Origin of the sequence: Natronococcus sp., from assembly GCF_047921035.1 — an archaeon.
Lineage (GTDB): Archaea > Halobacteriota > Halobacteria > Halobacteriales > Natrialbaceae > Natronococcus.
This window is the reverse complement of sequence record NZ_JBLRWX010000002.1, coordinates 41,871-65,561: the sequence shown is the minus strand read 5'-3', so window position 1 is coordinate 65,561 and position 23,691 is coordinate 41,871. Positions and strand designations below refer to the sequence as shown.

Annotated in this window: 24 protein-coding genes; 12 read left to right on the top strand and 12 right to left on the bottom strand. The window is 65.2% G+C overall.

The window, feature by feature from the left end:
* The 3 genes from ACNA7R_RS00945 to arsM form a co-directional block, all read left to right on the top strand.
* On the top strand, positions 1–315 hold a 315-nt coding region (locus ACNA7R_RS00945), incomplete at its 5' end, for a helix-turn-helix domain-containing protein (protein ID WP_416281651.1).
* Between the two features lie 69 nt (positions 316–384).
* Positions 385–603, top strand: a complete 219-nt coding sequence (locus tag ACNA7R_RS00940) for a hypothetical protein (protein ID WP_416281650.1) — start codon at positions 385–387, stop codon at positions 601–603.
* A gap of 28 nt (positions 604–631) precedes the next feature.
* Positions 632–1,342 (top strand): arsenite methyltransferase, encoded by a 711-nt coding sequence (gene arsM / locus ACNA7R_RS00935; protein ID WP_416281649.1) that lies wholly within the window; start codon positions 632–634, stop codon positions 1,340–1,342.
* A 224-nt stretch (positions 1,343–1,566) separates the two neighbouring features.
* On the opposite strand, the gene ACNA7R_RS00930 is transcribed toward arsM, so the two are convergent.
* The gene (locus ACNA7R_RS00930) at positions 1,567–1,908 is read right to left on the bottom strand and encodes a cupin domain-containing protein (protein ID WP_416281693.1); all 342 of its coding nucleotides are present in this window, start codon (positions 1,906–1,908) and stop codon (positions 1,567–1,569) included.
* Positions 1,909–1,998: 90 nt separating this feature from the next.
* On the opposite strand from ACNA7R_RS00930, the gene ACNA7R_RS00925 reads away from it, so the two are divergent.
* The 5 genes from ACNA7R_RS00925 to ACNA7R_RS00905 all read left to right on the top strand — a co-directional run bounded on the left by ACNA7R_RS00925 (position 1,999) and on the right by ACNA7R_RS00905 (position 6,027).
* Positions 1,999–2,895, top strand: coding sequence for an ABC transporter substrate-binding protein (locus ACNA7R_RS00925; protein ID WP_416281648.1), 897 nt, complete (start codon positions 1,999–2,001; stop codon positions 2,893–2,895).
* 5 nt (positions 2,896–2,900) lie between these two features.
* Positions 2,901–3,902, top strand: coding sequence for an ABC transporter substrate-binding protein (locus ACNA7R_RS00920; protein WP_416281647.1), 1,002 nt, complete (start codon positions 2,901–2,903; stop codon positions 3,900–3,902).
* Positions 3,903–3,905: 3 nt separating this feature from the next.
* Positions 3,906–4,871 carry an ABC transporter substrate-binding protein gene (locus ACNA7R_RS00915; RefSeq protein WP_416281646.1) on the top strand — a complete coding sequence of 322 codons (966 nt, stop codon included), beginning with the start codon at positions 3,906–3,908 and terminating at the stop codon, positions 4,869–4,871.
* 1 nt (position 4,872) lies between these two features.
* Positions 4,873–5,301 carry a VOC family protein gene (locus ACNA7R_RS00910; protein WP_416281645.1) on the top strand — a complete coding sequence of 143 codons (429 nt, stop codon included), beginning with the start codon at positions 4,873–4,875 and terminating at the stop codon, positions 5,299–5,301.
* A gap of 105 nt (positions 5,302–5,406) precedes the next feature.
* Positions 5,407–6,027, top strand: coding sequence for a class I SAM-dependent methyltransferase (locus tag ACNA7R_RS00905; RefSeq protein WP_416281644.1), 621 nt, complete (start codon positions 5,407–5,409; stop codon positions 6,025–6,027).
* A gap of 890 nt (positions 6,028–6,917) precedes the next feature.
* Here ACNA7R_RS00905 and ACNA7R_RS00900 read toward each other — a convergent pair.
* From ACNA7R_RS00900 to ACNA7R_RS00890, 3 genes are all read right to left on the bottom strand, one after another.
* Positions 6,918–8,129, bottom strand: coding sequence for a Cdc6/Cdc18 family protein (locus ACNA7R_RS00900; RefSeq protein ID WP_416281643.1), 1,212 nt, complete (start codon positions 8,127–8,129; stop codon positions 6,918–6,920).
* 713 nt (positions 8,130–8,842) lie between these two features.
* The gene (locus ACNA7R_RS00895; RefSeq protein ID WP_416281642.1) at positions 8,843–9,169 is read right to left on the bottom strand and encodes a TRAM domain-containing protein; all 327 of its coding nucleotides are present in this window, start codon (positions 9,167–9,169) and stop codon (positions 8,843–8,845) included.
* 23 nt (positions 9,170–9,192) lie between these two features.
* Positions 9,193–10,704 (bottom strand): FGGY family carbohydrate kinase, encoded by a 1,512-nt coding sequence (locus tag ACNA7R_RS00890; RefSeq protein WP_416281641.1) that lies wholly within the window; start codon positions 10,702–10,704, stop codon positions 9,193–9,195.
* 139 nt (positions 10,705–10,843) lie between these two features.
* Between ACNA7R_RS00890 and ACNA7R_RS00885 the strand changes: the two genes are divergently transcribed.
* Positions 10,844–11,809: a transcription initiation factor IIB gene (locus ACNA7R_RS00885; RefSeq protein ID WP_278303812.1), complete on the top strand. Its 966-nt coding sequence runs from the start codon at positions 10,844–10,846 to the stop codon at positions 11,807–11,809.
* 120 nt (positions 11,810–11,929) lie between these two features.
* Here the strand turns inward: ACNA7R_RS00885 and ACNA7R_RS00880 are convergent, their stop codons facing one another.
* The gene (locus ACNA7R_RS00880) at positions 11,930–12,802 is read right to left on the bottom strand and encodes an EamA family transporter (protein WP_416281640.1); all 873 of its coding nucleotides are present in this window, start codon (positions 12,800–12,802) and stop codon (positions 11,930–11,932) included.
* A gap of 192 nt (positions 12,803–12,994) precedes the next feature.
* On the opposite strand from ACNA7R_RS00880, the gene ACNA7R_RS00875 reads away from it, so the two are divergent.
* The gene (locus ACNA7R_RS00875) at positions 12,995–14,332 is read left to right on the top strand and encodes a polysaccharide deacetylase family protein (RefSeq protein WP_416281639.1); all 1,338 of its coding nucleotides are present in this window, start codon (positions 12,995–12,997) and stop codon (positions 14,330–14,332) included.
* A gap of 70 nt (positions 14,333–14,402) precedes the next feature.
* Positions 14,403–14,624 carry a hypothetical protein gene (locus ACNA7R_RS00870; protein WP_416281638.1) on the top strand — a complete coding sequence of 74 codons (222 nt, stop codon included), beginning with the start codon at positions 14,403–14,405 and terminating at the stop codon, positions 14,622–14,624.
* Between the two features lie 78 nt (positions 14,625–14,702).
* Here the strand turns inward: ACNA7R_RS00870 and ACNA7R_RS00865 are convergent, their stop codons facing one another.
* On the bottom strand, positions 14,703–15,023 hold the full coding sequence (locus ACNA7R_RS00865) for a hypothetical protein (protein ID WP_416281637.1): 321 nt from the start codon (positions 15,021–15,023) through the stop codon (positions 14,703–14,705).
* Positions 15,024–15,211: 188 nt separating this feature from the next.
* On the opposite strand from ACNA7R_RS00865, the gene ACNA7R_RS00860 reads away from it, so the two are divergent.
* Positions 15,212–15,769, top strand: coding sequence for a PH domain-containing protein (locus tag ACNA7R_RS00860; protein ID WP_416281636.1), 558 nt, complete (start codon positions 15,212–15,214; stop codon positions 15,767–15,769).
* A 510-nt stretch (positions 15,770–16,279) separates the two neighbouring features.
* Here the strand turns inward: ACNA7R_RS00860 and ACNA7R_RS00855 are convergent.
* The 6 genes from ACNA7R_RS00855 to ACNA7R_RS00830 form a co-directional block, all read right to left on the bottom strand.
* The gene (locus ACNA7R_RS00855) at positions 16,280–17,269 is read right to left on the bottom strand and encodes a hypothetical protein (protein WP_416281635.1); all 990 of its coding nucleotides are present in this window, start codon (positions 17,267–17,269) and stop codon (positions 16,280–16,282) included.
* An 88-nt stretch (positions 17,270–17,357) separates the two neighbouring features.
* Complete coding sequence (locus ACNA7R_RS00850; RefSeq protein ID WP_416281633.1) at positions 17,358–17,747, bottom strand: hypothetical protein; 390 nt, start codon at positions 17,745–17,747, stop codon at positions 17,358–17,360.
* 118 nt (positions 17,748–17,865) lie between these two features.
* Positions 17,866–18,549 (bottom strand): hypothetical protein, encoded by a 684-nt coding sequence (locus tag ACNA7R_RS00845; protein WP_416281632.1) that lies wholly within the window; start codon positions 18,547–18,549, stop codon positions 17,866–17,868.
* Positions 18,550–18,572: 23 nt separating this feature from the next.
* The gene (locus ACNA7R_RS00840; RefSeq protein WP_416281631.1) at positions 18,573–19,073 is read right to left on the bottom strand and encodes a DUF4870 domain-containing protein; all 501 of its coding nucleotides are present in this window, start codon (positions 19,071–19,073) and stop codon (positions 18,573–18,575) included.
* 513 nt (positions 19,074–19,586) lie between these two features.
* Positions 19,587–21,560, bottom strand: coding sequence for a bacterio-opsin activator domain-containing protein (locus tag ACNA7R_RS00835; protein WP_416281630.1), 1,974 nt, complete (start codon positions 21,558–21,560; stop codon positions 19,587–19,589).
* Entirely contained in the window at positions 21,553–23,406 is a 1,854-nt protein-coding gene (locus ACNA7R_RS00830) for a histidine kinase N-terminal 7TM domain-containing protein (protein WP_416281629.1), read from the bottom strand. The genes ACNA7R_RS00835 and ACNA7R_RS00830 overlap by 8 nt, the downstream gene beginning before the upstream one ends.
* Positions 23,407–23,691: the final 285 nt, after the last annotated feature.

Below are 23,691 nucleotides of genomic sequence, written 5' to 3'. Positions count from 1 at the left end.
AGCGAGAGCGTCCTCGAGGAGTTCCAGGCGTACTTTCGCGAGCGGGAGTACGGCTTCGAGGTACAGCGCCTGTACCGCGGTATCGAGCCGAAGGAGCGACGATACGACCTCACACCCGAACAGCGCGAGGTGCTCACGACCGCCCAGGAGATGGGCTACTTCGAGGTTCCCCGCGAAACCCAGATCGAGGAGTTGGCGGCGGCGCTGGATATCTCCACGAACTCAGTTTCACAGCGGCTGCGTCGGGCGACGGACAACCTCGTCAGGAACTCGCTTACCGTCTCGACGCCGAAGGGAATGCCGGATACGGAGTGAACCGCCTATATAAGGACTCTCGATTTCAATGCAGAGCTGGTTTCGACGAGGACTGTCTTGAATCGGTAAATGAACGATCGTTCCGGCCGCAGTTCGGCGGCCGATTCGGACGTCGATGCGGAGACGACGCGGAAGGTCGCAGCGATCTGTACCGCCTGCGGGAAGGCCTACGCCTCCGAGCAGCGGCCCGACGGAACCGTCCGCCCGATCGGACAGCGAACGGGGTGTGAGTGCGGCGAGTCGTCGTTCGAGGTCGTCGACTCGACGGAAACCGCCTTCGACGACTGAGCGAAAGACCCCGTTCGGGGTATCCCGCGTGACGACGGCTCCCTCTACACCAGCTTCCGACTGCACGGGTAGGGAGGACTGCAACGAACCCTCGGAAGACGTTGCAGCCGTCGCCGAAGGCGCCGACCTCGGACTCGGGTGTGGCAATCCGAAGGCGTTCGCCGAGATGAGCGAGGGCGAGACGGTACTGGATCTCGGATCGGGAGCGGGATTCGACTGTTTCCTCGCCGCTCGAGCGGTCGGCGATACCGGTCGGGTAATCGGCGTCGACATGACTCCGGAGATGGTCTCGAGGGCTCGGGAGAACGTCGCGAAAAACGACGCGTCGAACGTCGAGTTCCGGCTCGGCGAGATCTCCAATCTGCCCGTCGCGGACGCGACCGTCGACGTCATCGTCTCGAACTGCGTGATCAACCTCGCTCCCGAAAAGCGGCGAGTGTTCGACGAGTCGTACCGGGTGCTCGAGCCCGGCGGTCGGCTCGCGATCTCGGACGTCGTCCAGACGGCCCCGTTCCCGGAGGACGTTCGACTGGACCCGGACTCGCTGACGGGGTGTGTCGCCGGCGCCTCGACCGTCGATACGCTCGAGACGATGCTCGACGAAGCCGGCTTCGAGGACATCCGGATCGAACCGAAAGCCGAGAGCACGGAGTTCATCAGCGAGTGGGACGCGGACCGCGATCTGAGCGAGTACCTCGTCTCGGCTACCATCGAGGCCCGCAAGCCGGCGACGGTCTGAGTCCCGAGTTCGCTTGATCCCGTCGCGTGATCGTCGAGCGGGGCACGTTCGATCGACGAGGGGTGTTCGACGAACGTGTGTTAGTTTGATGGCGCTACCCGCGACGCTTCGATGGCGAGATCGTTCGGTACGAGTGGTGATCGACCGGACGATACCGGAGACGGGCTCTGGCTCGGATGCCGGTTTCGACCAGTGGCGACTGTCCGGCGGTCGTCGGACGACGGTCACCGATCGTCCCAGTCGGGCCGTTCCCGCGGCGGAGCGAGAACGCCGATTCCGACGGCGGGATCGGACGATCGGTTCTCGGCCCCGTGGCGTTCCCGGCTCCGAAACCGGTAGCAGTCCCCCGGCTCGAGCCGTACCTCCTCGCCGTCGGCTATCGCGACGAGCGTCCCCTCGAGCATGTACCCGATCTGTTCGTTGTCGTGTTCGTGGACGGGGAGGGTCGCGCCGGGATCGATGCGCCAGTACTTCACGCTCGCCTCTCGTCCGGTCGCGAGATCGGCGAGGTAGACCCCGTCGCTGACCTCCTCGAAACCCGCGTCGCCGGTGTTCGCCTTCTCCATGTCAGTACTACCCACGACACATATCCACAATCCTTCTTATAAAAGTTGACGAGAAAGGTTTATCAGTGAATTTGTGATCATTGTGGCTGCATGGCAGACAATAACACGCTCAAACTGTTTCACCTCCCGTTCTCGTTCGTGTTGCCACAGCGGGTGGCGGTTGAACGGGGGTACTTCGAGGCCGAGGGGCTGGACGTCGACCTGATCGAGCGCGAGCGCGGGTCCGTCGAGATCAAGTACATCCCCGCCGAGGAGACGCTGACCGGCGACTACGAGGTCGACCTCTACCCCGTCTGCAAGTGGGAGAGTCTGAAGCGAACGTGGGGGATGGGCGACGGCGAGGTCGTCGCGAACGGCACCTTCGCCGACCAGCCCTACACCGTGTTCACCCGGCCGGAAACGGCGATCGAGTCGCCGACCGATCTGGCCGGGGTCGACGTCGCCGTCAACCGCCGCACCGGGCAGGAGTACACCGCGATGCGGGCCCTCGAGGAACACGTCGCTCCGGAGGACGTCTCTCTCGTTCACTACGGAATGCCGACCGATCGACTGCGGGCGCTACGGGACGGCGAGGTCGACGCCGTCACGCTGCTGGATCCCCAGTCTACGCTGGCCGAGCAGCTGGGGTTCGAGCCCGTCCTCGAGTTCGAGAACCACATGGGAATCGTCGGCGGCGACGGCGTCGACGCCGACCTCCTCGAGGCGTACGTCGCCGCCTACGGTCGCGCCGTCCGCGACATCAACGAGGACCCGGAGGCGTTCCGCGAGGAGTATCTCGAGATGCTCGAGAAGGACGCCCGCGTCGCGCCCGACCTGTTCGCGGACGTCGATATGGACGCCCTTCGAGAGCGGGTGACGGTGCCGCGCTACGAGGTGCCGGAACTGGCCGATCGTGAGGATCTCGGGACGCAGCTCGAGTGGATGAAAGAGCGCGAACTGATCGACGACGAGGCCGAACTCGACGCCATCGTCGCCTCGCTGGGGTGATCGGGATGGTGGAATCCACTACCGTCGACGTCGAGAGCCAGCAGGCCGAACTCGACGCCCACCACGACGAACCGGGCGATCGACCTGTGCTGCGAGCGCGGTTCGAACACAACGGGAGCCCGCGGTACATGCTGTATACGATCAAACGGCTCGGACTCGATCACGAGCACGGCTTTCACCTCGATATCCAGCTCGTCTCGGACTCGCTCGAGGGCGGCGTCGAGACCGTCGAGGCCAAACTGCAAGAGGGCGACGCCGATCTCATCGACATCGACTACATCTCGACGGCCCGCGAGCGCGCCGACGGGGCGCCGATCGTGGCGATCCACCCGTACGGGCGGACCGTCGGCGGGCTCGTCACCCCCGAGGACTCCCCGATCGAGGATCTGACCGACGTCCGGGGTCGTCGGATCGGCGTCGTTCGCCGCCTCGACAAGAACTGGATCCTCGTGCGGGCCGCCTGCCGGGAGCGCCACGGGTTCGACCCCGACGAGGAGGCGACCCCCGTCGAGGCGGGCTCGAAGGTCGAGCTTACGCGGATGCTCCGGGACGGCGAGGTCGAGGGGATCCTCCAGTTCTGGCCGATCGTCCCCGAGATCACCGAGACGGGGCCGTACCGGGAGGTGCTCCCGATGGCCGAACTCGTCCAGGACCTCTCCGAGACCGATCGGAAGCTGCCGATCTCGACGTTCCTGACCAGCGAGACGTACCTCTCGGAGAATCCCGACGCGGTGCAGGGGTTCAAGGGTGCCTACCGGGACGCCGTCGACCGACTGACGAGCGACGACGAGCTCTGGGCGGACATCGGCGAGCGCCTGATGTACGAGGACGACCCCGAGATCATCCGCGCCGTCCGGGACGGCTGGCGGGACATGGTCGTCGCCGACTGGGACGAGGAGACGATCGACGGGATGGATCGGCTGTTCGACCACCTGCTCGAGGTCGCGGGCGCCGACGCGCTCGGCGTCGATCACGTGCCTGACGACATGTTCCGGCTGGAGGTGTGACGGATGGAGAGACTCACCTTCCAGCTCAACTGGGAGCCGAACGGGTTCCAGGCACCGTACTTCCTCGCCCGCGAACGCGACTTCTACGAGGAGGAGGGCGTCGACGTCGCGTTCCTCGAGGGCCACGGCTCGCCCTTTGCGGCCGAGCAGGCGGCCAAAGGAGAGGCCGATATCGCCCTCGCCGGCGCCAGCGCCGTCCTCTCTGTGCAGAGCCGGGGCCACGATCCGCTGGCCGTCGCGGCGGTGACCGCGAAGACGCCGGCGGCGATCTACACGCTCCGGGACGTCTTCGGCGAGCCCCTCGAGGAGCCCGAACAGCTGGCCGGACGCACCGTCGCACCCTCCGCGACGAAGACCCGGATTCTGACCGCCCAGCTCCTCGAGGACGTCGGCATCCGCGAGGAAGTTGACCTGCTCGAGGTCGATCCCCACACCCACCACCGCGTGCAACACCAGGTGCTCGACGGCAGCGTCGACGCGGCCGTCGGCGTCGTCACCAACGGACTCGAACTCGAGGACGAACACGATCGGGTCGCCGACGAGCTGCCGATCGGGAACCACCTGCCCGTCTACGGGATGACGCTGGTCACGAACCCCGCCTTCGCCGACAAGGAATCCGAGGCAGTCAGCGCCTTCCTCCGGGCGACCGCCCGCGGCTGGGCCGAGGCGACGGCCGGTCCAGAGGCCGCGATCGACGCCCTGGTCGCGCGGAACGCGACCCTCGAGCGACGCCGCCGGATCGAGCGCGAGAAGTTCGAGACGGCCGCCAGAGACCTCCAGTTTAGCAGCCACCTCGAGGAGGCAGGGTGGGGGAACCACGACGGGGAGCGCTGGCGACGCCTCGCGAGCGCGCTCGCCGAGACCGACCTCCTCGAGGGAGAGATCGATCCCGACGCCGCCTGGACCAACGACTCCCTCGATACCGAGGCCCCGGTGGTCCGGAAGTACGCCGAACGGGTGGGGCGGTGACATGCGGGCCGTCGACCACATCAACGTCGACGTCGACGACCTCGAGGCGACGTACGCCTTCTACCGGGACGAACTCGGGCTGTCGGTCCGGCGGCCGCCGGAAGACTTCGACGGCGAGCACGCCATGTTCGCGGTCGGCGACACCGTCGTGACGCTCGCCGAGACGGGACGAGCCGACGGCTGGAACCGTTCGGATCTCGAGCATCCGCTGGACAAGGCCCACCTCGCGTTCGAAACCGACCGGGGAAGGTACGAGGCGTTCGTCGCCGAACTCGACGGCCAGTTCCCCAACCAGGGCCCCTACGACTGGGGCGAGTTCGAGGGGTTCTACTTCCTGGATCCGGACGGCAACCTGCTCGAGGTGATCACCTACGATCCCCCGGCGGACGGACGCGAACGAGACCTGCTCACGCACGACGACGTGACGTAGGTGTCGACCGGGGTCGTGAATGTTAACCGGGATCGGACCTCCGAAGTAGCGCCGGAACCGACCGCGACCGGGACCTCCAAGACGGTCGGTTTCGACTGGGCCTGTATGACCGACGACCGCAATCGCTGGAACGAGAAGTACGACGATCCCGGGTTCGAACTGCCCGAAGAGCCGATCCCGGAACTCGAGTCCCGGATCGAGACGCTGCCGGACGGTCGCGCGCTCGACGTTGCGACGGGAACCGGTCGCAACGCGCTCTACCTCGCCGAGCAGGGATACGAGGTCGACGCCGTCGACGTCTCCGACGCGGCCCTCGAGAGAGCACGGCGGGGGGCTGCGGAGCGTGGCGTCGACGTCGACTGGATTCGCGCGGATCTCGAGGAATTCGACCCCGAACCCGACGGCTACGACGTGATCACCGTGAGCTTCTTCGCCGCCCTCGAGCACCTCCCCGACCTGAAGGAGGCGCTCGCACCGGACGGGGTGCTGGTGTACGAACACCACCTGCGTTCGACCGACGAGGTCGACGTCGGCCCCTCGAGCAAGCGTCACCGATACCGTTCGAACGACCTGCTCCGGGCGTGTCTCGACCTGACGATCCTTCACTACGAGGAGCGCGTGCGGACCGTCACCGACGGAACCGCGGCGGTCGTGACCATGATCGCACGAAACTCGAGCGGGGGAACGCAGTCCTATCCCGACCTCACCGATGGTCGGAGTCCGTAGCGTCTCGAGGATCCCGCGTCTTCGGAGCCCGCCCGTCGGAGAAACCCCAAAAGCGGTACAGAGAGATCGCTTCGAGGCGACGATGCCGTCGGCGTGGTGCGCGAACGGACCCGGATTTAAACGTCTACCAGTCGAAGCGAAAGCACACAGTACCGCGACTTCTTTACTTACTCCCGTATCCGAAACTGAAACGGGAAATTCGGCAACTACCTCTGCGTATGGAACAGCCGGTGATACGTCTGCAGTGCCGACCAACCACCGCGGGGTGGGACTGAAAGGGATAGGGGCTTTCGGGTGATACTGGCGAGTAGCAGATCCTGCTCGCACGAACACACGGGATCGCCACGCCCTCCCCAGCCGATTCGCTCGCTCATCCACAGGAAGACGCGTTGCGTCTTCCAAGCCTTCGCTCGTTCAACTCGCGAAGACCTCGCACAGTATCGTCGACCGTCCTCACTGGCGCTCGGCCGGTCTGCTCACGGGTCACTCCGTTCCCCGTTCGCTCTTTCGAGGCGCTCTCTGCGGTCGCGCCTCGCCGACAGCGCGCGCCACCCAGAAGAAAGGTTAGACCGAGTTGATACGCCGTTCACCTGTATCAACACGACGCTACGAACCTCACTCCGACGCCTCGAACGGATGCGGGGTCGTCTCCTCGGGGAACGGAAACGCGTCGTCCACTGATCGAAGACACCTCGTTTCCGGTGAAACGCGGTCGGCGGAGCACGGTCGCGAGGTGGTTTGTTTCACCGGAACTTCGGTGTGGAGGACCGGTCGCTGCCGTCGGAGATGCCGAGTTTCCGATGGAGTACCACACCACGTTTCCGGTGAACCGGAGCGTTCCGTTCAAAAGCGGACGTTTCGGACGATCGTCGCCGTCGACCGTTCGAGAGCTACTCGACCGTGTCCTCGAGGACGTTTTTGACCACTTCCGGATCCTCGAGGAGCGTGTGTTCGGTGTAACTGCCCTCCGCGCTCCCGCCGCTGTGGCGGGTCTGCTCGAGGATGTCGAGAAAGGCGTGTTCCTTCAGGAGGTCCCGGACGCGACGGAGCGAGAGCGCGTCGGTCCCCTCCTGGCGACAGATCTGTTCGTAGACGTCGTAGATACGGGTCGTGCGGAACCCGCCGTTCTCGACGTCGTTCTCGCGCTGTTGCTCGAGCGAGAGCACCGTCAGCGCCTGCAGAACGTACCTGGAGTGAGGGGTCGAACCCCGGATGAGTTCGCGGAACCGGTCGACTTCCGCGCGCTCTCTGGCCTGGACGACGAACTCCTCGCGAACCGTCTCGGTCCCTCGGGTCTGGGCGATCTCGCCGGCGTACCGGAGGATGTCGATCGCCTTGCGGGCGTCGCCGTGTTCGCGAGCGGCGAGCGCGGCGGCCCGCGGGATCACCGCGTCCTCGAGGACGCCCTCGCGGAACGCGTCGCTTCTCGCGGTCATGATCTTGTTGAGCTGGCTCGCGTCGTACGGCGGGAAGACGAACTCCCGCTCGCAGAGGCTCGATTTGACCCGCTCGTCCATCCGATCCTTGTACTTGATCTTGTTGCTGATCCCCATGACGCCGATCTTGCAGTCGGTTACCTTGCCCGCCTCGCCGGCCCGGGAGAGCTGCATCAAGATCGCGTCGTCCTCGAGTTTGTCGATCTCGTCGAGGATGATGAGCGCGACGTCGTACGCCTCGTTCAGGAGCCGCCAGAGTCGCTTGTAGTACGTCGCGGTGCTGATTCCCTTGTCCGGAATGTAGATATCGGTCGCCTCCGTGTTGACCGAACTCGCGATCGTCTGGACGGCCTGCGTTTCGGTGGTATCCTGCGCGCAGTCGACGTACGCGAAAACCGCCGTGATACCCTCCTCCTCGGCAGTCTCGACGAGGCGTCGGGAGATGTACTTCGCACAGAGGGATTTCCCGGTTCCGGTCTTCCCGTAGATCAGGACGTTGCTCGGGCTCTGACCGAGGATCGCCGGGTTGACCGCGTTGGCGAGGTGGCTGATCTCCTCGTCCCGACCCACGATGCGGCCCCCGTCCGGGAGGTGGCTGATCTCGAGGAGTTCCTTGTTCGTAAAGATCGGATCCTCCCGGACGAACAGGTCGTCGGACTCGGGCATTGACGGACACCGTGTTTCCGGTGAATCGACTTGAGGGTTTCGACGGGAGAACGGGAGGGAGTTTCCGGCCGCACACACACACCGGGTTTCCGGTGAAATCCGCCTCGGGAGTGGGTGGGGTCCAGTGGAAACGGCGGTCGTTGCGAGAACGTCGGATCCGAGTCGACCGCCGATTCCGGTAGGGTATCGCTGAACCCAGCAGGAAACGGCGGACGCGAAACGGAAGAGCGAATCAACGAACCCCGCCGAGGGCTCCGGAACCCCGTCGAGGGCTCCGCAGCTTCCCTTGGAAGAGCGACTGTAGTCCGTGACCAACGTCACTTTCTATAGAATGTGACCGAATCAATGGAATTTACTCAGCAGTAGAGTATAAACGTGGTGATTCTTGACTGGCATCGGTGGCAGTTCGGCGCTCGAGAGACACCGCTTCGCTCTCCCAGTTTCACCGGAAACGTGGTGTGTGTGTGTGTGGAATCGAACGCCCGATCTGCACTCCGAGCCTTCCCGCTCTGTCCTCGAGTTTTCGCGGTCCGCATCCGGAGTCTCGCAGTTTGCGCTCGAGTCCTCACAGCCCGAACCCGAACCCGAACCCGAGTCTTCCGGATTCCGATGAGTCTCGTCTCGCTCCCTCTCGCCGATGACACGCCAGCGCGCTATCGGATCGGGGACTTCTCCGGCTCGGTCCGAAAACCCACAGCTGCAGACTCGTACAGCTACAGCTCCGTTTCGACGAGTTCCGCCTCGCCGTAGGTTTCGTCGACGGACGTGACCCTGACCGTCGCTTCGATCGCGACGACGTCGGCCTCGAGAAAGAGGACGAACCCGTCCTCGGTCTTGCAGACGAGCGTTCCGTCCGATTTCTCGTCGACGATATCGACGGTGACCTCGTCGCCCGGTTCGGGCTTCCCGCCGAGCGGTTCCCCGCACCGCCAGCACTCCCCGTCGTACTCCGGCGATCCCTCCGGGGCGTTGCTCGCTCCGCAGCGAGCCGTCTCACACTTGATGAACGAATCGTGTCGTCCGGGCTGGTATCGTCCCACGGAGCTACTGTCTGTACCGCTCCTCAAAAGCTTGCCCCCTCGAGGCTTCGACGCAGCTCCGCCTGTCGACGCCAGATCGGCTCCATCTCTCGGCGCGTTCGACGATACGCGGCGTACACCTCGTCGTACGTCCCCGCGGCCTCCTCGTTCGGCGAATATCGATCTCGCTCGCCGGCCAGTCGGCCGACGGCTCGCTCGAGGCGCGGTTCGATCTCGAGCCCAACTGCGAGCAGCGCTGCAGCCCCTCTCGCCGCCGGGTGGTCGGTCCGGGGAACCAGAAGCTCGACCCCGAGACAGTCCGCGAGCAGGTCACACCAGAACGTCGATCGACTCCCGCCGCCGGTGAGAAACACTCGGTTCGGCGCTGCGGGAAGGTGCTCGATACAGTCCCGCACCGCGAGGCTGAGCCCCTCGTAGACGCTGCGGACGACGTGGGCCCGGCCGTGCTCCGGCGTCAGTCCGACGAATCCGGCGCGGGCGTTCGGATCGGTAAACGGTCCCCGCTCACCGGTCGCACTGAGGTAGGGGAGAAACAGCACCCCTTTCGATCCCGCCGGCGACGACGCGGCGATCCGCTCGAGGGTCTCGATCCCCTCTTTCTCGAGCAGTTCCTCGCACACCCACTCGAGGCTCGGGGTGCCCGCGTTCGAACCGATCGCCGCCGTCCAGCGGTCCTCGATTCCGAACGCCATGCCGATGCTCTCGCCGCCGGTGCCCGGAGTCCGGGTGATCGTCTGCGTGAACAGCGACGTGCCGAGCGAGACCGCGCCGTCACCGGGGGTGACCGCACCGGCTCCGATGGCCGAGGCGGCGACGTCGATGGCTCCGGCTACCACGGGCGTGCCCTCGGGCAGCCCCGTTCTCGAGGCGGCGTCGCTCGTTACCGTTCCAATCACGTCAGTTCCGGCATAGACATCCGGAATGAGATCGTTCCACTCCGGAATACCGGCTCGTTCGAACACCGTCGGATCGAAATTGCCGGTCTCGCGGTCGAGAAAGGGTACCGTCGCTTCGGTGTAGTCAGTTACTCGAGATCCGGTCAGGTTGTAGCCGAGCCAGTCCTTGCACGAGAACGCGGTCGTCGCCCGCTCGAGCGTTTCCGGTTCGTGCTCGGCGAGCCACGTCAAGATCGGAAGGCACATTCCCGGATACACGGGTGAGCCACATGTTTCGACCAACGCGTCCATCGTTCCGTCCTCGTTCCAGGTCTCGAGTATCGGTGCCGCTCGACTGTCCGACCACAGGACGGCGTCTCGAACCGGCTCTCCCTCCGCGTCGATCAGCCAACAGCCGTCCCCCTGGCCAGTGATGCCGACGCCGTCGATCTCGACGCAGTCGTCCAGCGTCGAGACTACTCGCTCGATCGTCTCTCGGGTTCGGCTCCAGACTGCCGTCATGTTCTGTTCCGCTCGGCCGGAATCGGGGTACTCGGCCGACTGCGTTTCCGTCGCGGTTGCGAGAACGGACCCGCTCGTATCGTACGCAACGGTCGTGATCGCGGTCGTCCCGGCGTCGATTCCCAACAGTACTCGCATACCTTTCGCAATGCACCGTCGTCTTATGAAGGGAAACGACAAACGAAACCCGGTTTTATTTTCCGACTTCTTTTCGGCTCGGTTCGCTCCGATCACTCCCAGCGTTTAACCTTCTCGGGTCACTCTCTCTACTCGACTGATGAAACGCCCGACCCGTCAGAAACAACGTGACGAGCAGACGAAGAACAACACGACTGAGCAGGAGGGCGTTCGGGCGTGTCCGGAGTGCGATTCGACGGCACTCGTCCGGAGTTCGGACGGAAGCGAGGTCAGCTGCGAGGACTGCGGCCTCATTCTCGAGGAGGACGGCATCGATCACGGGCCCGAGTGGCGGGCGTTCAACCAGTCCGAACGCGACAGCAAGTCCCGGGTCGGGGCGCCGACGACCCAGACGATGCACGACAAGGGGCTGACCACGACCATCGACTGGAAGAACAAGGACGCCTACGGCCGCTCGCTCTCCTCGGAGAAGCGAAACCAGATGAGTCGGCTCCGGAAGTGGCAGGAACGAATCCGGACGAAAGACGCCGGCGAGCGGAACCTGCAGTTCGCGCTCTCCGAGACCGATCGGATGGCGTCCGCGCTGGGCGTCCCCCGCTCGGTCCGCGAGGTGGCCAGCGTGCTCTACCGGCGCGCGCTCGACGAGGACCTCATTCGCGGGCGGTCGATCGAGGGGGTCGCCACGAGTACGCTGTACGCGGCCTGTCGGATGGAGGGGATTCCGCGGTCGTTAGACGAGGTCGCCGCCGTCTCGCGGGTCGATCGGATGGAGATCGGCCGCACGTACCGCTACATCTCCCAGGAGCTCGGCCTCGAGATGGAGCCCGTCGATCCGAAGAAGTACGTGCCGCGGTTCTGTTCGGAGCTCGACCTCCCCGAGGAGGTCCAGCTCAAGGCTAACGAGATCATCAACACGACGGCCGAACAGGGGATGCTGTCGGGCAAGTCTCCGACGGGTTACGCCGCGGCCGCGATCTACGCGAGCGCGCTCCTCTGTAACGAAAAAAAGACCCAGCGTGAGGTCGCCGACGTGGCCCAGGTGACCGAGGTCACGATCCGGAACCGGTACCAGGAACAGATCAGCGCGATGGGGATCCACGACTAGCTACCGACGGTCGCGTTCTCTTTCTCTCTCTGCCGCGCCGACAGCCGCCCGCTCGCGAAGGCAGCGTCTTGCCGGGCATCGCCCCTCGAGACCCCGCTCGTCCGCGAGGGCGTTCGGAACTCAGATCGCGATGAGCGTGACGCCGACGACCGCCAGTACGGCCGCGACGAGCCGGATCCGGAAGTAGCGCTCTCCGAGGAGGATCCCACCGAGAACGACGGCGACGATCGCCTGCGTGTTGATCACGGGGGAGGCGATACTCGCTGGCAACAGGGCGAACGCCAGCGTCGTCAGGTGCTCTCCGAGCGCGACGATCGCTCCTGCGAGGGCCAGTTCGGGAATATCCCCGCGAACGCCCGTCGGCGGGCTCCGGACCGCACTCGGGAGGAGCACGACTGCGACCCCGGACAGCAACAGTGGTACCCAGAGCGTCTCCGGGATAGCGAGTTCCTGTAGCGCAACGCGTTTCCCGACGTCACCGATCGCGTAACACATCGCACTCACCAGCGCCAGCTGTGCGGGTCGCGATCGCGCGGCCTTGACGAACGGGCGGAAGAACCCACCGGGGTCGTAGTTCGCCACGTACACCGCGAGCGTCGCGACGACGACCCCGGCGACCTGCAGCGGCGTCAAAAACTGGCCGAGAAACAGGATCTCGAGCGGGAGGACGAACATCGGGACGACCTTGTTGATCGGGGTTACGTACGAGACGTCACCCTGCGCGATCGCTCGCAGAAACAGCACGAACGCGGCGGCGGTCGACGCGATCGTCAGGGCGATCACCCCGAACTCGAGGGGGCCGAACCCGTCGAACGCGACCGTGGAGCGTTCGGTTCGGGTGAGCAGGACCGGCAGGTACCACGCGATCGCGAAGGCGTTGATGAGGACGGTCAGCGCCGCGGGCGGATAGCCCGAGAACGAGCGCTTCAGCACGTAGATATAAAACCCCCAGACGAAAGCGGCGACGATCGCAAATCCGAGTCCGGTGTCCATCGGTCGGACGGAGGAATGCCCGGACTATCAGTCGTTCGATCGGTTACTGATCGAGGCGATACCGTCTTCCGCCCGGTACTCGGCCCGCTTATCGGTGCTTGGTCCGCTAGCTCTCGCTCGAAGCTCGCCTCAGTAACAAATAGGATTTTATGACTGTAATACTTTTATTACTGTATGCCCTATAGATCACCGATGACGGAAGACAACAACACGCGGCGTCGGTTTCTCGCACTATCGGGATCGGCGACGCTCGCGGGGCTTGCGGGTTGCACGGACCGGTTTAGCTCGGAGACGTCCGAGGAAAACGGGAGCGGGTCGTCGAACGAATCGACGTCCGACACCGGCGATCAGGACGTGACGAACAGTTACGAACCGCCGGCACTCACGGTCGAGACGGAGTACGATAGCCGCGAGGAGTTCGGCCAACCCGGGGAGTCGTTCGACGACTTCGAGGACCCCGACATCTGGGAGACGGTTCAGGGATCTGCGGAAGCCGACGAGGATGTCGCCTTCGAGGGCTCCCAGAGCCTCAAGCTCACCGCCGAGGACGGCGAGAACGTCATCGTCGAGCGGAGCATCGAGACGACCGATCTGACCGACCAGGAGTTCTCGCTGGCCGTGCGAACGTCGACCCCCGGAAACGTGGCGGTCGATATCCGGCTTTTCGACATCTACGGCGGGTACGCCCACCACCAGCTTCGAAGCGTCACCTACCGAACGCCCGACATCGGCTGGTTCCGGACGAACCCCGGCGTCTTCGAGGAGAGTTCGGTCCCGCTCGAGCGAGACGTCGTCGACGAGATCCAGCTCATCGTCTACAACACCGGCGACGCGGAGGTGTGGGTCGACGACCTCCGGATCCACGACAAGCCCGAGAAGGGGTACGTGGTGCTGTGCTGGGACGACGGCTTCGACGACTACTACGACGTGGCGAGCCCGCTGCACGACCAGTACGGCGTCAACGCGGTCCAGGCGGCCGTCCGTCAGTGGACGCGTGGACAGCGCGAGGGGATCATGACGGTCGGCCAGCTCAAGGAGCGCCAGGAGGCCGGCGACCAGATCGTCGCCCACGGCACCCACACCCATCTCGCACGGATGGACGCGGAGTCGCTCCGTGACAGCATTCGACGGGACAAGAACTGGGCGGTCCAGAACGAGTTCCAGGGCGGACACTACCTCGTCTACCCGCACAACAGCTTCGACCGGACGGTTCTGGACGTCATCTCGGACTACTACTACGCGGGCGGGTTCAACCAGTCGGGCGACGTCAACCTCACCGGCGTCCACGGCTTCGATCCGCTGGTGCTCCCGCGAACGATCGGCCACGATCTCGACATCGCGATGCGGTGTGTCGACCTCGCCGCCGAACACCGCCAGTGTTCGATCCTGAACTTCCACGCCTTCGATCAGCACAACACGATCGACGCCGACGAGTACGAAACGCTGCTCGAGCACATCGATAGCAAGGGCGACGCGCTCGAGGTCATCGATTTCGACGACCTCTGGACGATGCGACGCAACGGTCACTGATCGAAGACCGTTCGGACGAGCTCCACTAGTGGCACGCTTTAACACGACACGGGTCGTACGGATACTCGGAATGAGCCCCGACCAGCACACACCGTCCGCCGACAGCGAACTCAGAAACAAAGAGGAGACGGAAATTCCGATCGGCGAGCCACAAGAGCCCGACAACCGGGAGCACAGCATGTGGCGGTGTCGGAAGTGCGGCGAGATGGGACGGTTCAGCGGGAGCCTTCCCGACGCGTGTCCCGAGTGCGGAAGCCCGAAGGAGGAACTGTACTACTGGGAGGAGGACTGAGCGGGCGACCGGCCCTCGAGGGCCGATCGCCCGGCGGCGCGCTGGACTCGTCGCGCGCCGCGACCCCGTATCAGCCCGTCAGCTATCGAGCGGAACGCTACGTTTTCGGGTCGGATCGTTTAGGTACGGCTCGAGTCCCGAGCCGTCACGCAGAACGACGTCTCCGGTTCGTCGATCGAACGCTATCACGCCGTGGTCCTCGAGCCGAGGGAGGTGATTGTGATACAGCTCGAGTTTCGCGCGTTCCAGCTCGGTTTCGCCGGCATCGTTTTTTCGGCGAGCGGCCAGCTGCTGGGAGAGGTCGCCGACGGTCGTTCGGCCGTCGTTCTCGAGGAGTTCCTCGACGATGTGCTGGCGATCCGTGTTCGCGAGTATCTCGAACGCCGTCTGGGTGTCCATGGTCGGCCCTCGTCGGTGACTGTCAAAAAGTACCGCGCCAAACTGCATGGGACCGACGTTCTGAACATTTCCCGCAGGGATCGGAGGTTCGCCCCTCTTCGTCGATCGGCGGAGCGGGCGCGCTCGCCGACTGCGAGCCGATCTCGCCGCCGAAAGTACCAGTATCGAAGAGCCGAAAGAGGGTACCGATGGACCCTACGTACGAGTCCTACGACGAACTCGAGACCGCCGACTGGCTTCACCTCACCGAGGGCGAGCAGGTGCAGTGGGCGGGGCGCCCGTCGTGGCTGACGATCGCGACAGCGGTCGCCTTCGGAGTCGGTCTCGCGGTGCTCGGGATCGTCCTCACCGTCTGGCTGTCGGGAGTTATCACCGGCGAGACCGTCCCGTCCTGGGTGGCGTATCTGCCGCTGGTGCTGGTCCTGGCTGGCGCCGGGCAGGTGGGTATGACGTACCTCAACTGGATCCGCCTGCTGTACGTCATCACCGACGAGGAGATCTACGTCAAACACGGGCTCGTCTCACGGGACGTCACGCAGATTCGCCTCGACAGGGTTCAAAACACCGCGTACAATCAGTCGGCGCTCGAGCGTGCGCTTTCCTTCGGCGACGTCGTGGTCTACACGGCCGGAACGTCGACCGACGACGTCACCTTCCGCAGCGTTCCGAACCCGGAGCGGGTCAAACGAACGCTCACCCACCTGCTGAGCGAGAGCCGAACGCCCCGACCCGACGACGGCCTCTGAGCGGCCGATTTCGGCTTCCACCGCCCAGTCGCTCGGACCGACACTCGAGAGTGCGTCGAGGAACTCACGCCGTTTTCCGAAACGACGTCCCCTCGGACACGAATCCGCCCTGACCGGGCCCTCCCGGTCGGAGACCGCTACGTCCCGGGACGAAAGAGGGCGCAGTTCGGACACCAGACGGAGCTGTCGGCCCGGGCGATCTTCCGTCCGCCACAGTCGGTACATCGGTCGGCCGCGTATTGAGCCATGTAATACGAACGACACCACTCGCTAATATGCTTTCCGTAAGAGACACACACACATGCTGCGTTTCCTGATCTTCATCGGAGACCGACTGAACGGGTCTCGGCTCGATCGATCCAACGGGTCGGCCGACGGCGCTTCGAATTCATCGGAAACACGGTGTCTCCCCTCGCGATCCTCTACGAACGCGGCTCGAGCCGATGACCCGTCCGGGCTCGAACGGTCCCTCGGGGCCGGTCCGAGCACCCAACACCCGGACGACGCCTCTCAGGTGGGCTCTTCTCTCGGAACGTCGCCGTCGGACGAATCGCCGGTCGGATAGGTCTCCGTTTCCTCGGCGTCGGCCTTCGCCGTCAGCTCCCGGAACTTCTTCGAACGGCGCTCGAGGAACTCGATCGTCTCGCTGTCCGGCGTCACCTCGCGGGATTCGATCAGGAACGTCGTGATGACGACGGTCTTCACCCAGGGTCTGAGCACGCCGAGGTAGACCGTCAGGCCGATCCCGGCGACGGCGACCCAGCCGAGGATCTCGAACGTCGGCGAGAGGCTCCCGAAGACGGCGGCCAGCGGCGTCAGCGCCAGCAAGAGCCCGAACGCAACCGCGTACATCCCGAGAACGATCGCCAGCGTCGAGCCGAGGATGGACTTCCAGGTCTTCGCGTAGAGGACGACGCCGTCGCGGGCGGCCCGCCAGTTGTTCTCCTCCTCGGCGATGAAGACGTAGGCGATGATCGCCTCGTCGATGTAGGAGGCTGCGAGCCCGATCGCCTTCCGGAGGACGGTGAGGATGTTCTTCAACGTCGGAACGAAGCTCACCAGATTCGACAGCGAGATGGCGGTGTTGTTGAACTGCCGGATCGCCGCCTTCACCAGCTGATCGACGACGAACAGGGCGTTGGCCTCCTTGAAGTGCGATCGCACCTGTCCGGTCCCGAACGCGAGCTGGTTTCGCGGCGTCTCGCCGGTCTCGACGATGTGGGCGATGACGGCGACGTGGCCGGCCGCGACCATGTAGAGGACGTACCGACGGGCGAACCGCATGGCGGCCAGGAACAGCAGGGTCGCGAGGAGCAACCCGACCGCCCCGATCGGTCCGGAGACGGTCCCCGCGTCGAGCAGCGTCAGCACCAGCCAGCCGACGATCCCGAAGTAGACGACCGTGACGAGGCCGAACAGGATCCCGACGGCGATCCGCAACGCGACGAACGGGAGCGTCCTGAGGAAGACGCTCGTCGCCTTCAGGAAGTGCAGGACCACCGCTACACCCTCCGTCGGCTCGCCGGTGACGACGAGGACCCCCTCGCCGAAGTCGTCGTACTGTTCCGCATCGTCGATATCTCTCGTGTTAGCATGCTATCTCCCAAACTACTTCTCCGCCGTCGGGGTCGTGTGCCACGTCGTCGTTCATGTGATCCGAGGGCTCGAGAAAGACCGAGCCCGACGTCCCGGTCCCCAGTTCGAACTCGATCTCATCGTCCACATCGCGGTGGCGAATCATCTCGTTTTCCGGTGGAAAGGTCCTGCTCCCCCTACACGAGGCGTCGTCGTAGGTGTACGTCTCGCCCAGAAACGTGATCTCGGCGGTTCCGATGCTCTCCTCGCTTCCGTCGTCGTTGCTCTCGTCGCTCGATTCCTCCGGTTCGTCACCGCCGTCCGTCGACTCGTCGCTCGTCCCCTCGGCCTCGTCACCGTTGCCTTCGGTGTCGTCCTCGTCCCCGCTAAGGCAGCCGCTCACGACCGGAAGGCTCGCCACTCCCAGCGCTCGGAGAACCGTTCTCCGGTCGACTCTCCCTCCACCGTTCTGATTTGCTGTCGTCATCGATTTCGTGATTCGATTCGTTGTCATTCGACTCTCAGCTCCCGCCGCTCGGCGATTCGTACTCGAGCAGCTCCATCTCGAGCAGTTGCTCGCCGCTCTCGTCGTAGTACGCGACGAACGCCGGAAACGCCAGCTCTGGCGAGAGACAGCTCTCGTGGACGACCGCGCCGTCGATCTCGGTCGTGGCCACGTAACACTCCCGTCCGACGTAGGAGTCGGTGTCATCGACCGCGTATCGGAAGCTTCCCTCGTCGGTCGCGACCCGCCACTCGTAGCCGACGTAGACGCCCTCGTTGGCGGTGACGTACGGCGAGTGTAACCCCGAACCGATGAAGATCGCCGCCGGCGTGGCCATCAGCTCCGAGAACACCTCGTCCTGGCTGCCGGTTACGGTTCGAGCGAACTCGTCCCCGCTTTCGAACGCCAGCTCGGTGTCGACGACGAGCCGATCTTCCCCTGCGTCCTCGACGTTCCAGCTGAAGGTTCCGGGACCGTCCTCCTCGGTCTCGATGCGGTACTCGTAGCGTTCGCCCGGCAGGAACTCGTACAGCCGCCACTCCTCGTCGGTTTCCGGCGGCTCCTCGGGCATTTCGACGTCGATCCCCGTTCGGTCCCGGAGCTCGTCGCCCGCCCGGTCGCTGGCCTCGCTTCTCGCCCTGTTCGTGATGTCGTCGACGCTGAGACAGCCGCTCAACGCGGTGAGTCCGGCGACCGCCACGAACGAACGCCGGCGCACTCCCATCAGACGTACCTCTCTGCGACCTCCCCGGCGACGGGGAGGGCGTAGCGCTCACCGGTGAGCGCCTTGTACGTCAGCAGCGCCCACAGGATGAACCCGAGCGGGGCGAGCACCAGGAACGTCAGCATCGAGATCGCCAGCGAGAGCATCCAGCCGACGAACGGCAGGAACTCGAGGACGAAGCCCATCATGAACACGCCCATCGAGAGGGCGAAGAAGCCGCCGAAGACGACGATACTCTGTGCGGCGTGGAACCGGACGAACTCGTTTCGATCCTCGAGGAGGTAAAACAGCACCGCGATAAACGGTGCGAAGAGGTAGGCGAGCGCCCCCGCGACGTTCTCGCTGAGTCCGCCGACGACGGCCTCCTCCTCGGCAGTCGAGTCTTCGATATCCGCCTCGGCGATCGCCGGATCCCTACTGGCCGACTCCGTCTCCGCCGTAACGGGGTCCGGGCCGCTGGTCGATAGCTGTTCGTCGATATCCGTGTTGTCTGTTGCCATTGGTGTTTCCTCCGTATCGCCGCTTGGCTCGTCCGCTCTCGAGGAGGGGACGAGTTATCGAATCGATGCGTGTCGAATCGCGTCTCGGGTGACGGGTCGGTCACCCGCTGTCGATCGAGCCTTCCACCCCCCCGTCGCGTTCTGCGGGTTCCGTCCCGCCTCTCGCGACAGACTTGCGGGGAAGACGTTCACGCTGCATTACACAGTTGTCACCCGTATGTGAGAACTGTTGCCACGACATGTGTCGCGTCGACGGTCGCTCCGTGCGGGTCGGAGTCGGAACTGGGTACCCGGGATCCGACACATGAAGGTATCATCGTTTTATACGACCACCGAGGGCGATCCTCACGACGTTCGTACCGAGCAGCGACTCCCGCCCGTTCCCCCGACGGGAACGGGGCGTCGAAGTCGTCGATCATGGATGGCGGCCTCATACGGTTTACTGTACGTCATTACCGGCGCAACCGCGACCCGTACGGCGGTTGCGCCGGGAAATCGTTACAGCAATCCGTATCAGTCGCCGTAGAACTCGGCGAACACCTTCTGCTGGGCCGCACGCAGGTGTTGCAGGTACGTCGAGTGAGCGACGCCGAGGGCGGTCGCGATATCGGTCGCGGACGAGCGACGGGGCTGCTCGAAGTAGCCGTGACGGTAGGCCGCCTCGAGCGCGACCGCCTGCTTTTCGGTCAGCGCGCTCGTATCGACCGTGAGCGTCCCGTCGCCGTCCGCCCACTCGCGTTCGACGAGGGACAGCACCGACACGCGCCCGTATCGCTCCTCGAGGCGCTCGACCAGTGCATCGAGGTTCTCTCTCGAGGGGAGTTCGATCCGAAGCACCGCGCGATCGGCGGTGACCCGGGTCGATCGGACGCGCGCGTTGAACGGAGCGACGGTCGACTCCGGCGTCGGACCGTCGACAGTCAGCTGAAACGAATCGGATTCGGCCCGCCGGACCGGGACGACATCTCGGACGGCCGGATGATCCGCGACGGCGGCGCGAAACTCCTCGGTGGAGCCGCCACGGAGGGTGACGTACTGGACGATTTCGCCGTCGCCGTTCGAGTAGGTGCTGTGAACGACCAGTTCCGGCTCCGACGTTTCGACGGCGGCGACGGCGGCGACCTCGCTCAGGTAGTGCGATCCGTCGCGGAGTTCGATCCGCGCCTCGACGCCGTGGTCCGCGGTGAGCGCCTTCCGGGCGTCCATGTGGTGGATCGCGTAGCCGACCGTCGCCGTCAGATCGCGGAGGAACTCGCGCTCGGCGTCGTCGATCGCGTCGGGTTCGGCCCGGTAGGCCGCGAGGACGCCGTAGACGACGTCCTCGTAGCCGACCGGGAGCGCGATCGCGGCCCGAAACCCGCGCTCGAGGGCGAGGTTTCGCCAGTCGGTCGGAAACAGCGCCTCGAGGTCGGAGATCACCTGCGTCGTTCCGGTCCGGGCCGCCCAGACACTGGGCTCGCACTCGTGTTCGGTCCGCTCGAGCGAGAGCCCGATGTCGTCGACGTACCGCCGGTCCCCGGTGACGGCGCGCGGCCGGAGCGTCCCGTCGACGACCGTCCCGAACCAGACGAGGTCGTACCCCTGATCGGCGAGTTCGGTGACGACGGCGTCCTCGAGTTCGTCCCGGTTTCGAGACGCGACGAGCGCTCGCTGAAGGTGTCTGTTGAGGTTTCGCTCCCGGCGGTGGCGCACCTCCTTCAGTCGCTTCGCCGTGACGTCCCTGATCGAGAGCATCGTCGCCGGGGCGCCGTCGTACGTGAGCTCACACCCCGTGTACTCGCAGTGCGCGACCGTTCCGTCGCCGGTCACCAGCCGAATGCGGTGGACGCCGTCAGTGAGGATCTCCCTGTCGATCCCGCGGAACCGCTCGCGGTCGGCCTCGTGGACGACGGTCTCGACGAACCGGGTGCCGACGAGGCCGTCGACGCTCGAGTCGGTGAACTCGGCGAATCGCTCGTTACAGAACAGGATCCGTCCCTCGCGAAGGATCACGATCGCGTCGCGACTCTGCTCGATCACGGTCCGGTAGCGCTGTTCGCTGTCCTCGATCGCCCGCCGCAACGCGCGGCGTTCGACGGCGTTTCGGATCTTGCCGGCCAGAACGGGCGTCTGGTCGGTCTTGGGATCCTTCGGAAGGTAATCGGTCACGCCCGCGTCGATGGCCCGCGCGGCGACCGTCTCGCTGCCCTCGCCCGTGACGAGGATGACCGGGAGCTCCGGCCGTTCCTCCCGGACGCGCTCTATCAGCTGGATCCCGTTCGTCTCCGGCATCCGGTAGTCGACGACGAGACAGTCGTGATCCTCCTCCCTGATCGCGGACAGCGCCTCGTTCGCACCGAGGGCCAGTTCGACGCGCAGCGAGGGCTCCCGCCGTTCGAGCTCTTCGGCCGTGAACGCGGCCCACCGCTCGTTGTCGTCGACGAGCAGGACGTCGATCGGCTCGAGCGACGGCGCTCTCCCGCAGTCGTCGGTCGGCGGTTCAGTCATTCGACCACCCGGCTGCGTCGTCCGACGGGCGTTCGCGCTCGATCGGCGTTCCGGTTCCGTCCGAGGGGGCAGCATCGGCAACCGCGACGGCCGGTACGGCCTCCGGTTCGCGCTCGTCGCCGGCGCGCACGAGTCGGATCGTCACGATCGACCCGGTCGGCCGGTTGTCCGCGACCGAGAGCTCGGCCCCGTACCCCTCGGCCAGCGACCGGACGATGTAGAGCCCGTAGCCCGACCCCTCGTACTCCGTAAGCGGGGTCTCCCCGGTGAGTAGCTCCCGTGGCTGCTCGGGAAACCCGGGGCCGTCGTCGGCGATCGAGACGGTGATCCGGTCGTCGGACTCGACCGCGGTAACGGTCACCTCGGGCCGAGGGCCGTCGTTGTGGACGACGGCGTTCGTCAACAGGTTGTAGAACAGCGACGAGAGCATCTCGTCGGCGTACACCGTCGCGTCCGGGATCTCGGCGTCGGTCTCGACGCGCGCGTCCTCGAACGCGGCCGCCACGACCTCGAGTTCCTCCTCGAGAACCGGCGCGAGGTCGACCGGCCGGGGTTCGCGCTCGCGCTGATCGATCGTCCGCAGGAGTTCGCCGACCGTCTCGGTGAGGTCGACGACGTGCTCGCAGTTCGATCTGATGCGGTCGGTGTACTCCGCGAGCCGATCGTGGGCCTCGGGACTGTCCTCGCGGAGTTCCTCGAGTTCGGGGTCGACCCGACGGAGCAGTCCCAGGACGAGCCCCATCTCGTTTCTGATGTCGTGGCGAACCAGCTGGTTCAACAGCTCTCCCTGTTCGTTTCGCAGCTCCAGTGAGCGTTCGTAGCGTTTCTGTGCGGTGACGTCCCGGAGGACGATCACTCGCCCCACGGTCGTCTCCTGGGAGCGCAACGGCTGCGAGCGGAGTTCGAGGGCCCGATCTCCCTCGGACGTCGTAACCTCGAGCGTCCGTCCGTCGGCCGTTTCGTCGCACAGCTCCGGAAGAACGGCGTCTGCGGGCGTTCCCGTGAACGGCGGCGAGACGCCGAGCAACCGACCGACGCTCTCGTTCGAGTGGACGATCTGCCCGTTCGAATCGAGAACGAGGATCCCGTCCGGCGACTCGCGCATCGCGGTCGTGTAGGCGATCGGCGGCAGATCCAGCAGCCGGTACCGAAACGTCGCGACCCCGAGTGCGGCGACCGAGAGGCCCGCCGCTGCGGGAACGAGGTTCACCCCCTCGCGACCGAACGGCGGAGCGCCCGCGACCGTAAGGAAACTCGCCCCTATCGGGGCGACGACCGCGACAGTCAGCAGGGCGGCCTGTGGGTAGTACGTTCGTCCGGTGCGAACCGATTCGGAGAGCACGACGGCGAGCGTGAGCGCGGCCATGAGCGCGGCGTAGACGAAGCTCAGCGCGACGTGGGCCGGACCGCGGTCCGCCCGCCAGACGACCAGCCCGTCGGCGTCGACGATCCGCGTGTCGATGATCGCCACGTCGTAGGGGTTCGTGATCAGAAGCGCGACGAACGCGACCGGCACGACGAACACCCCGACGGAGAGCGACGGGGTGAGCCAGCGGGATCGATCGGTGTACGCTAGTGTGAACAGCAACAGGAGGGGGCCGACGGCGGCGCTGCCGACGTGAAGTAACTGGTAGCTCCGGAACTGAACCGTCGGGTCGGTGCTGAGGAGTTTCAGCGCCGAAAATCCGGTCCAGATCGCGATCGCGCCGGTCATCGCGGCGAACGCGAGCAACGTCGGCGAGCGCCCGCGGCGTCGAACGCGGGCGACCGCGTACGCACCCAGGACGACCGAAAGCGCCGTCGCGAAAAGGATCGGGTACGCGTAGACGGTGTGTTGCCACGCCATACCCCTTTCTCGAGCGAGAATGATATAACAGTACCGAAGAATATACCCCGTCCGTTCATATCTCCCGTCCTGAGTCGCGGACGAACGAACGAGGACGGTCGAACTCCTCCCGGGATCAGCTCCCGTTCGCTACGATACAGGTTTGGATACCGGAAGTGGACCGATGCGTCCAACTGCCGATCGTTCCTCCCGAATGCCATCATTGCAGAAGTATACTATTCTAGTTATTTATCGATCTCGACCTCGACGAGCTATCGGACCGGTCTTTCGATCGAACGCGCCGTC